The following is a 9,276-nucleotide window of genomic DNA, read 5'->3' as shown; positions in this document are numbered from 1 at the left end:
CTGTTCGTGCTCGGATTCACGGTCGTCTTCATGGCGACGACGGTGTTCCTCGCGAGCCTCGGTGCCACCTTCGTCGAGCACCGTCAGCTGCTCATGCGCGGAGGGGGCGTCCTCGTCATCCTCATGGCGCTGGTCTTCCTCGGTGTGGGGACCCGCGCAGGGTCGCAGCGCGAGCTGAAGATCCACCGCCGTCCGGCCTCGGGACTTGCGGGCGCGCCCCTGCTCGGGGCGGTCTTCGGTCTCGGCTGGGCGCCCTGCACGGGCCCCACGCTGGGGGCGGTGGTCGCCCTGGCCACCATCACCGGCGACCAGTCGGCGGTGACGCGCGGCACCATCCTCGCGCTGGCCTACAGCCTCGGTCTGGGCCTGCCCTTCCTCCTCATCGCCGCGGGGTTCGAGCGGTTCGGGCGGGTCTCGGCCTTCCTGCGCCGCCACCAGCGCGGCATCCAGCTGTTCGGCGGCGCCCTGCTGCTGGTCATCGGGGTCCTCCTCGTGACCGGTGTCTGGGAGTCCTGGACCCGATACCTGCAGACCTCGCTGGTCAGCGGATTCCAGACGGTGATCTGACGTGGCCGACACCATCACCCAGCCGAGGCTGGGCCTCGTGGGCTGGCTGCGCTGGATGTGGCGCCAGCTCACGAGCATGCGCACCGCCCTCTTCCTCCTGCTGCTCCTCGCGATCGGCGCCCTGCCGGGCTCGATCTGGCCGCAGCGCAGCATCGACTCGGCGCGCACCGCCGACTACATCGCCAACCACCCCAAGGCCGGGCCGTGGCTCGACCGGTTCGGGTTCTTCGAGGTGTACGCCTCGCCGTGGTTCGCGGCGATCTACCTGCTGCTGTTCGTCTCCCTCGTCGGCTGCGTGCTGCCCCGCAGCAAGGTGCACTGGACCGCGATGCGCTCCCGGCCGCCGCGGGCGCCGGCGCGGCCCGAGCGGCTGCCGTCGTCGGGTCGGGCCGAGCTGGAGGCCACCTCCGAGGAGGTGCTCGACGCGGCTCGTGAGGTGCTGCGCGGCAAGCGGTTCCGCACCGACTCGCACGACGAGACCTCGGTGAGCGCGGAGAAGGGCTACCTCAAGGAGACCGGAAACCTGGTCTTCCACCTGTCGCTGATCTTCGTCATCATCGGCGTCGCCGTGGGCCACCTGTGGGGCTGGAAGGGCGACGTGATCGTCCCCGTGGGCAAGACCTTCTCGAACACGCTGCTGCAGTACGACACGTTCGCCCCCGGGCCCTGGGTCGACCCGCAGAAGCTGTCCCCGTTCAGCCTCAAGGTCGACAAGCTCGACGCCACCTTCGAGGAGAACGTCACCGGGCGCGGCCAGTTCGGCCAGCCGCGCGACTTCACCGCACACGTCACGACCGAGGCCGTGCCCGGCGCCACGCCCAAGCAGTCGACGATCAAGGTCAACCACCCGCTCGAGATGACCGACGCCGGGGTCTTCCTGCTGGGCAACGGCTACGCCCCGGTCGTCACCGTGCGCGACAAGGACGGCAACAAGACCTACAGCGGACCGGTGCCGTTCCTCGCGCAGGACAACAACTACACGTCGGTCGGGGCCATCAAGGTGCCCGGTGCCGGGCCCAAGCAGCTCGGCTTCTCGGGCCTGTTCCTGCCGACCGCCATCATCGACAAGGACAAGGGTCCGACCTCGATCTTCCCCGACGCCAAGAAGCCGGCGCTCGCACTGACGCTCTTCGAGGGAACCCTCTTCCCGGGTGGTCGGCCGCAGTCGGTGTACGTCCTCGACACCGCCGAGATGACCCAGGTGAAGACCGACAAGNCGATCACCTTCGACAGCGTGGACCGGTTCGCCGGGCTGTCAATCCGGCACGACCCCGGCAAGTTCATCACCCTGGCCGCGGCGCTCCTCGCGCTCGCCGGCCTGATCTCCTCGCTGGTGGTGCGGCGACGTCGGGTCTTCGTGCGGGTTTCCCCTGCACCGGAGGCGGGACGTACCGTGGTCACCGTCGGCGGGCTCGCCAAGGGCGACGACGACGGGCTCCAGGAGGTGGTCGAGGACATCCTCGCCACCGTGCAACGACGATTGGGCAGCGCATGACGAACGAGACCCTGGCGGGCTACGCCAACGTCAGCCTCTACTCGGCGATGGCGGTCTTCACGATCGCCATGCTGTGCTACGCCGTCTACCTCGCCGGTCTGCTCCCGGCCCGCGACCGCGCGGGCGACCGGGCGCCGGAGGTCGCGGTCGACCGCGAGCTCGTCTCCGCCGGTGCCCCCTCGGAGACGGCGGGCACGCCTGTGTCCGGGACCCCGCGCCCCGGGCGCCCCGACGAGTCGGACGTCCCCTCGCGGGCCCGTGCGGCGGCCGGCATCGGTGCGACGACGACCTGGCTGGGCGGGATGCTGCTCGTCGTGTCGATCGCCCTGCGCGGCCTGTCGGTCGACCGGTGGCCGCTGGGCAACATGTTCGAGTTCGCCGTGATGGGGTCGATGTTCACCTCGATCGCCTTCTCGGTCTGGGCGACCAAGCGGGACCTGCGCTGGCTGGGACTGTTCATCACCGGCCCGATCCTGCTCGTCCTCGGCATGGCCGTCCGGGTCTGGTACACCGAGGCCGCCGAGCTGCTCCCGTCGCTGCAGAGCTACTGGCTCGTCATCCACGTGACCGTCGCCGTGCTGGCCAGCGCCATCTTCACCCTCGGCGCCGCCGCGTCGGCCGTCTACCTCGTCAAGGACGCGTTCGCCCGTTCCGGCCGCAGCAGCTTCCTCGACCGGTTCCCCGACGCGCCGTCGCTCGAGCGCACGGCCTACGGCCTGCACATCGTCGCGTTCCCCCTGTGGACCTTCACCCTCATCGCCGGGGCCATCTGGGCCCGCCAGGCGTGGGCGTCCTACTGGAACTGGGACCCCAAGGAGGTCTGGACCTTCGTGATCTGGGTCGTCTACGCGGCATACCTGCACTCGCGGGCGACCAGCGGGATCAGCCGGCAGACGGCGACGTACATCGCCCTGGCCGGCTACGCCTGCATCATCGTGAACTTCGCCGTCGTCAACGTGTTCTTCGTCGGCCAGCACTCCTACTCAGGCCTGTAAAGGAACCACCCGAACCATGCTGCGGTACTCCGTCCTGCGACTGCTCGTCTTCTTCGGGGTCCTGTCGTTGCTCTGGCTGCTCGGCCTGCGCGACAAGGACCAGCAGTGGATGCTGCTCGTGCTCAGCGCCCTGATCTCCATGGTGCTGTCGTACTTCGTGCTCGCGCGGTTCCGCGAGGAGAGCACCCGGCAGCTGGCCGAGCGCGTGCAGCGCCGCACCGAGGCAAAGCAGGCCGCCGCGGCGGCGGGCGTGGGCACGGTCCACGGGCGCGACGAGTCCGCCGAGGACGCCGAGGACGAGGGCGGCCCGGTCCAGTACCGCTGACCCGCTAGCCGGGGGTCGCGGCCGAGGGTTCGGGCAGCGACGGCCCGTCGGTGGGGTAGACGCCGACGGCGAAGCCGTAGACGGTGTCGCCGGACCGCGGGAGCTCGTCGAACTCCCGCACGAGGGCGGCCATCCGCTCCCAGAACTCGCCGACCCGGTCCTCCGGAAGCCGGGCGTGGCGGATGAAGCCCCAGAGCTTCCCGTCCCGGAACGCGGCCGCAGACTCCTGCGCGGCGACCTCGAAGTCGTTGAAGTCGCCCGGCAGGTCGGGCTCGCCGGCGCCCCGCTCGACGGCGACGTGGAACATCCGGGCGGTGCGGCCGTAGAAGCGCTCCTCGACGGCGCGGACGCGACGGGTGCGCACGACGCGGACCAGACCCGCGTCGGCCAGGACCTTCACGTGGTGGGCGATCGTGCTCTTGGGGCGGCCCACCGCGGTCGCCAGCTCGGTGACCGTGGCGGCCCGCTCGTGCAGCAGGCCGAGGACCGAGGTGCGCAGGGGGTTGCTGATCGCCCGGACCTGGGCCGGGGTGGTCAGCGCGAGCCGGTCGGCGAGCTCGTAGTCGGGAGGGGTGTTGTCAGCCATGGCCCGATCAGACTACTCTCACAGAACGTTCCATACTGTTGGATCGTTGGAGGAGGAAGTCATGGTCGAGGTCGTCGTGTTCCACCACGTGCAGGGGCTCACGCCGGGGGTGAGGGCGTTCGCGGACGAGCTGCGGCAGGCCGGGCACACCGTGCACACGCCGGACCTGTTCGACGGCCGCACGTTCACGACGATCGACGAGGGCATGGCGCACGCGCGCTCCGTCGGGTTCGACACCCTCCTCGATCGTGGAGTGGCCGCCGTCGAGGACCTGCCGGCGGACCTGGTCTACGCCGGGTTCTCGCTCGGCGTGATGCCGGCCCAGAAGCTCGCCCAGACCCGGGCAGGGGCGCGTGGCGCGCTGCTGCTGCACGGATGCATCCCCGTCTCCGAGTTCGGGGAGCGCTGGCCCGACGGCGTGCCCGTGCAGGTGCACGGCATGGACGCGGACCCCTTCTTCGCCGAGGAGGGTGGCGACCTCGACGCGGCCCGCGCGCTCGCCGCGTCGACCGACCAGGCAGAGGTCTTCCTCTACCCGGGGGAGGAGCACCTCTTCACCGACTCCTCGCTGCCCGCGTATGACGCGCAGGCTGCGGACCTGCTCACGCAGCGGGCGCTGCAGTTCCTCGACCGCGTGGGGCGCACCGCGGACGAGGTGTAGGCCCGCGGCCGGCGCCCTGGCCGAAAGCTCGCTGGACGGGCGGGTTCGGTGGCGCATCCTGACCCGCGACACGGCGGATTCCCGCTGCTAGTGTCCCAGCACCTCCATCAAAGGGGGTGGGGGCAAGGGGAACACGGGGACAGGGGACACGTATGTTCAGCACGCTCAAGCGGGTCGGGGTCGTCGCAGCACTGGTCGGGGGATCGGTTCTCGCGCCGACCCAGGCCTACGCCGCGGACGGGTGCGGCACCGACTACTACAAGCACAGTGACGGCTACCTCACGGCGGACCAGCACTGGACGCAGTCCGGGCGCAGCGCCTGGATCTACCACTCGGGCAGGGTGCGCTGGTGCACCCAGAACGACCCGTTGAACGACGACGAGCGACGCCGTGCGGTCGTCGGCTACCCGTCGTCGGACTACCCCTTCGAGAGCTGGATCATCAAGGGCAGCAACTACCGGGCCTTCTGCGTGAGCCAGAAGATCCGGATCCACATGACGGGGATCAAGTCGTCGTCGTCCTGGAGCCTCGGCGGCACCGTGTCCAAGGACGGACCGGGCGTGGGCTACACCTACAGCTCGAGCTCGGACACCGTGACCGTGACGGTCAACCGTTCGGGGGCCAAGGCGTGCAGCGCCACCAACAACGTCATCGCCCGCACCAGCGGCATCGTCGCGACGGCGCAGGACGAGTCCGGCAAGGTCGACTGGGTCGAGCTCCAGACGACGATCAGCGGGTCCTACGTGGTCAGCGGGACGGTCGTCGGTTTCAGCCACACGTTCTCGGAGAAGGACTACAGCTAGTCGCTCCACGGTGTGCGGCCACGGGCCGTGCGGTCCTCGCACCTCGGGGGGATCGCACGGTCCGTGCCCTACCCGACGGGGCCCGGGTCACATGAGCTCGGCCAGTCGGGCCAGTCCCGGTCCCGTGTGGGTCGCCAGGCGTTCTCGGGCGTCGTCGAGGGCGGTCGACCCGGGGTGGCCGGGCGGAACCCTGGCCGGGTTGAGAGCGACGCCTGTCGACCACTCACGGATGTCGTCCTCCACCGAGAACGACAACGTGCTCCGGGTGCCGTGGACGATCATCCGCGCCCAGTCCTGGAGGGTGTTCCCGTACTGCGACGGGGGGCAGATCCGGTTCTTCTCGGTGTCGTCGCCTCGGGTCGCCTCGACGTAGCCGGTCAACGCGGCCCCGAACGAGGGGAACCCCGCCCTGATCGTCTGCAGCGTGATCGCCTCGGGCCGCCAGACCGGCACCCGCCCGGGGACCTTGAGGCCGTCCGCCGCGCAGTGGACCACCAGGGCGTCCGGGGCGACCGCGACCGAACCGTGCTCGAAGGTGAGCCGGCCCCGCTCGACGGCCCGGAGGTGTCCCCGGCGCACCACGTTCTCCACCGTCCGCAGCTCCTCGAGCTCCCACGTGGCCAGGGTCGGCGCCTTGGCCATGGCCGGGGTGACGGCAGGGTCGAGGCGCAGCATGATGCCGCGGTCCTCGAGCCGCAGGAACAGCTCGTCCAGCGATCGGGTGTGCCGTGCAGCCTGCATCAGGTCGGCCAGCATCCCGAGGAACACCGCCGGGTCCGGCTGGATGACCGCTCGGTTCAGCATCCAGGGATCCCGTGGCCTGACCCAGCAGATCGCATCCGGGTCGACGCCGCGCGCGAGGAGCCAGACGCACGCGTCGGTCGCGGTCTTGCCCGACCCGACGACGACGTACTGGCTCGGTGCCTCGTCCACCCTGACGAGGTCGTTCACCGACACCACCCGGGCGCCCTCGGCCACCGCGAACGGTGGCGGCGTCTCGGCCGGGATGCTGGGGGACAGGTAGTGGGCGTCGACGATCCGGCACCCCGGCCGCACCTCGGACCGTGCGCCCGAGACCCGCGAGACGAACGTGCGGTTGCCGACGTACTCGGTGGCGGGGTGGAACTCGACCCGCCCGCTGCTCACCAGCCGGTCGAGGACGTGGGCGTAGTACGTGCAGATCTCCGGTTGGGTGGCCCGCTCCTGCAGGCCCTTCTCGGGACCGTCCTGCTGGACCTTGCCGCCGCCGAGCAGGGTCGACGCCACCCCGTAGAAGCACGACGGCTGGTGCAGTCGCACGAAGGGGTATGCCTCGAGCCAGTGCCCGCTCACACCGTAGCGACGGTCGACCAGGACCACGCGGACATCGGCGTGGTCGACGAGCGCATCGGTGAACGCCATGCCCATGGCGCCCGCGCCCACCACGAGGTAGTCGGCTTCGACGACGCGGGTCACGGGGCCACGCTGCCACTCCCCGGGTGGCTCGTCCATGGTCAGCGCAAGGACACCTTCGGCTCGATGCCGAGGATCTCGGCCAGGCGCGCCACTTCCTGCCGGAGTGCGCGGTCAGGGCGCGGGCTCCCGTCCAGCCAGGTGACGGTCAGCTCGCTCGCCTTCGTCGCCCAGGTGCCGCACACGAGACCGCCCCGGACGACGGGGTTCGCCTTGCGCGTCATCAGCTCTCGCAGGGGAGCCGGAGTGACGTGGACGTCCTTGGTGCCGGGGCCCATGACCCACTGGTCGTGACCCGGCAGGAACCGGACCGCGTCCGACGGCTCCGCCGCGAGGAGGTCGTCGACGTCTGCCGCCAGGACCAGGGCCGGGGTGCCCGCCAGGTCGACCGTCGCCAGGTCGTCGGCCAAGGCCGCGAGCCAGCCGTCGATCCGCCTGCGCCCGGAGCTGAGGCCGTTGCCGAGCCAGTAGTGGACGTGGTCGCGGGTGGCCGGTCCGTACACGCGCAGGTAGGCCGACACGGCATACGCCCCGGCCTCGTCGAGGTCGGGGATGCCGCGCCAGCGCGGGTTGGTGTCGAGGCGCTGGAGCGTGAGGCGGCCGTCGCGGGCGGGCGCGATGCTCACGTCGCCCTGCCAGGTCAGTGGCTTCACGAGGGTGCCGGCACCCTCGTCGAACACCGGACGGAGGTGGCGGTACGCGCGGTTCCCGGCCAGGGCCTCCCCGAGCTCCTGCACGGTGAGGGGACCGTCCGCGACCGCCTCACGGACCGCGGCCCGGAAGTCCGGCCACGCTTCTGGAGTGAGCCGGTAGTGCTCGACCCAGCTCGAGCGTTCCCACTGTCGCCCCGCGGACCGGAGTGCGAGGTAGGCGCCGCCCTCCTCCGGCGACAGGTGGTGCACCGCGCCGCGGAAGGCGAAGGCCTTGATGACGGTGCCCTCGGCCAACGCCTCCGCGAGCCCCCCGGGGGTCGAGGACCTCTGGCGCGTCCGGACCGCCAGCTCGGCGAGGGACTCGTCCATCGACGGTATGGCGCCGAGCCGGCGCACGACCTCCGCGACCCCCTGCGTGCCGACGGGATCGAGGAGGTGTCGCCGCAGGCGCCACGACAGGGCCTGCGCCCACGTCGTCGACACCTCGGTGCGCGTGCCCATCGGTGCGCCGACCTCTCAGCCCGCCGCTGCCACGGTCTTGGTCATGACGCAGTTCTTCGCGCCCTTGGGGCGGTCGTAGGTGAAGCCGGCTCGCTCGAACAGGGCGCGGGTCCCGTTGTACAGCACCGACATCTTCTTCCCGTCGTTGTCGTGCGGGTACCCCTCGACGACCCCGCCACCGGCCGCCGCCACGAGGTCCAGGACTCCCTGCAGGGCGATCGCGGAGACGCCGGAACGTCGGTAGCGCTTGTCGACGAACAGGCAGGTGATCCGGAAGTCGGGCAGGCGCTCGCTCGTCTCCTCGTACTGCTTGCGGTGGTAGATGTTGGGCAGCTCGTCCGGCGGGCCGTACTGGCACCAGGCCACCGCCTCGTCGCCGTGCAGGACGACTGCGGCGTGCGCCCGGTCGCAGTGGACGAGCCGTTCCTTGAGGGCGCGGTTGGAGTCCGCGTCGTACGTCTTCTCGCCGGCCATGGTGTGGAAGTACGTGCACCAGCACCCGCCGAACACCCCGTTGTGCCGCTCCATGAGGGCCGCGTATGCCGCCCACGTGTCCGGTCCGAGGGCCTCGACCCTGAGCTCGTCCGTGGCCACGGGAGACCTGGTCGTCCTCGTGGTCGTCGTCTTCGTCGTCGTGGGCCTTGCTGTCCCCGCCATGGCGACACGGTAGACCTCGAAGCGGACGATCGGCTTCCGGAAAGTTGTCAGTCCCGGCTCCGGCCGCGTGTCCACAGGGCGGCACGTCACGTCTCGTTGTCCACAGGATGGGTCCTGGCGGGTTGCGTTCCCGGACAGGTCTGGCAGTCGGGATCCGTTGGGGTGCAACGGTTTTGGTGTCTCGGCGGAGTTCGATGGCTGTCGGTGGTCGGGGCTAGGGTTGTCGTATGGATGGGGGCCAGACGCTGGTGCAGCGACGCGAGTCGATCGCGGCTGCCCGGGTGGCGTTGGCCGGTCTGGGGGACTGGTTGTGGCAGGCCGGTGGGGGTGCGGCTGGTGGTGTCGGCGGGTTGGCTGAGCTGTTGGGTGAGGTCGATGCGTTGGGGGCTGCGTGTGATGCGGCCCGGGTGGCGGTGGTGGGTGAGGCGATCGAGCGTGGTGAGCCCGGTAGCGGGCCGGAGGCGTTGGGTTTGGTGTCGTGGGTGCGTCGTCATGCGCCGTCGACGCGGGCTGGTGGTGCGCGGGCGGTGGTGGACGTTGCTGCGGCGTTCGGCAAGGCGGCCAATGCGCCGGTGAGGGTG

The 9,276-nt window shown here is 70.8% G+C and carries 10 protein-coding genes and 2 pseudogenes; 8 read left to right on the top strand and 4 right to left on the bottom strand.

Features of this window, described 5'->3' with window-relative positions; all coding sequences use genetic code 11:
* From ASD62_RS08560 to ASD62_RS08545, 5 genes and pseudogenes are all read left to right on the top strand, one after another.
* On the top strand, nt 1–567 hold a 567-nt coding region (locus tag ASD62_RS08560; protein ID WP_235530667.1), incomplete at its 5' end, for a cytochrome c biogenesis CcdA family protein.
* A 55-nt stretch (nt 568–622) separates the two neighbouring features.
* Nucleotides 623–1,783 (top strand): annotated as a pseudogene (locus ASD62_RS08555) (cytochrome c biogenesis protein ResB); the annotation flags it as partial.
* Nucleotide 1,784: 1 nt separating this feature from the next.
* A partial coding sequence (locus ASD62_RS20650; protein WP_235530666.1) for a cytochrome c biogenesis protein ResB occupies nt 1,785–2,062 on the top strand: 278 nt, incomplete at its 5' end.
* On the top strand, nt 2,059–3,057 hold the full coding sequence (gene ccsB, locus ASD62_RS08550; protein WP_056915596.1) for a c-type cytochrome biogenesis protein CcsB: 999 nt from the start codon (nt 2,059–2,061) through the stop codon (nt 3,055–3,057). The genes ASD62_RS20650 and ccsB, both read left to right, overlap by 4 nt.
* Before the next feature lie 16 nt (nt 3,058–3,073).
* Complete coding sequence (locus ASD62_RS08545) at nt 3,074–3,382, top strand: DUF4229 domain-containing protein (RefSeq protein ID WP_056915595.1); 309 nt, start codon at nt 3,074–3,076, stop codon at nt 3,380–3,382.
* A 4-nt stretch (nt 3,383–3,386) separates the two neighbouring features.
* On the opposite strand, the gene ASD62_RS08540 is transcribed toward ASD62_RS08545, so the two are convergent.
* Nucleotides 3,387–3,968 (bottom strand): winged helix-turn-helix domain-containing protein, encoded by a 582-nt coding sequence (locus tag ASD62_RS08540; RefSeq protein ID WP_056915594.1) that lies wholly within the window; start codon nt 3,966–3,968, stop codon nt 3,387–3,389.
* Between the two features lie 61 nt (nt 3,969–4,029).
* Here ASD62_RS08540 and ASD62_RS08535 point away from each other — a divergent pair, with 61 nt between their 5' ends.
* Complete coding sequence (locus ASD62_RS08535; protein WP_056915593.1) at nt 4,030–4,629, top strand: dienelactone hydrolase family protein; 600 nt, start codon at nt 4,030–4,032, stop codon at nt 4,627–4,629.
* 152 nt (nt 4,630–4,781) lie between these two features.
* A complete protein-coding gene (locus ASD62_RS08530; RefSeq protein ID WP_056915592.1) occupies nt 4,782–5,432 on the top strand; it encodes a hypothetical protein in 651 nt (216 codons plus the stop codon).
* An 87-nt stretch (nt 5,433–5,519) separates the two neighbouring features.
* On the opposite strand, the gene ASD62_RS08525 is transcribed toward ASD62_RS08530, so the two are convergent.
* From ASD62_RS08525 to ASD62_RS08515, 3 genes are read right to left on the bottom strand one after another with little or no spacing between them, the layout of a single operon-like run.
* Nucleotides 5,520–6,887 carry a pyridine nucleotide-disulfide oxidoreductase gene (locus tag ASD62_RS08525; protein WP_082580980.1) on the bottom strand — a complete coding sequence of 456 codons (1,368 nt, stop codon included), beginning with the start codon at nt 6,885–6,887 and terminating at the stop codon, nt 5,520–5,522.
* A gap of 38 nt (nt 6,888–6,925) precedes the next feature.
* Complete coding sequence (locus ASD62_RS08520; protein WP_056915590.1) at nt 6,926–8,038, bottom strand: DNA glycosylase AlkZ-like family protein; 1,113 nt, start codon at nt 8,036–8,038, stop codon at nt 6,926–6,928.
* A 15-nt stretch (nt 8,039–8,053) separates the two neighbouring features.
* Entirely contained in the window at nt 8,054–8,695 is a 642-nt protein-coding gene (locus ASD62_RS08515; protein WP_235530665.1) for a GNAT family N-acetyltransferase, read from the bottom strand.
* A gap of 227 nt (nt 8,696–8,922) precedes the next feature.
* Here ASD62_RS08515 and ASD62_RS20310 point away from each other — a divergent pair.
* Nucleotides 8,923–9,276, top strand: a pseudogene (locus ASD62_RS20310) (hypothetical protein); the annotation flags it as partial.

This window comes from Phycicoccus sp. Root563 (genome assembly GCF_001427915.1).
Taxonomy (GTDB): Bacteria; Actinomycetota; Actinomycetes; order Actinomycetales; family Dermatophilaceae; genus Pedococcus.
This window is presented reverse-complemented; position numbering and strand designations above follow the sequence as displayed.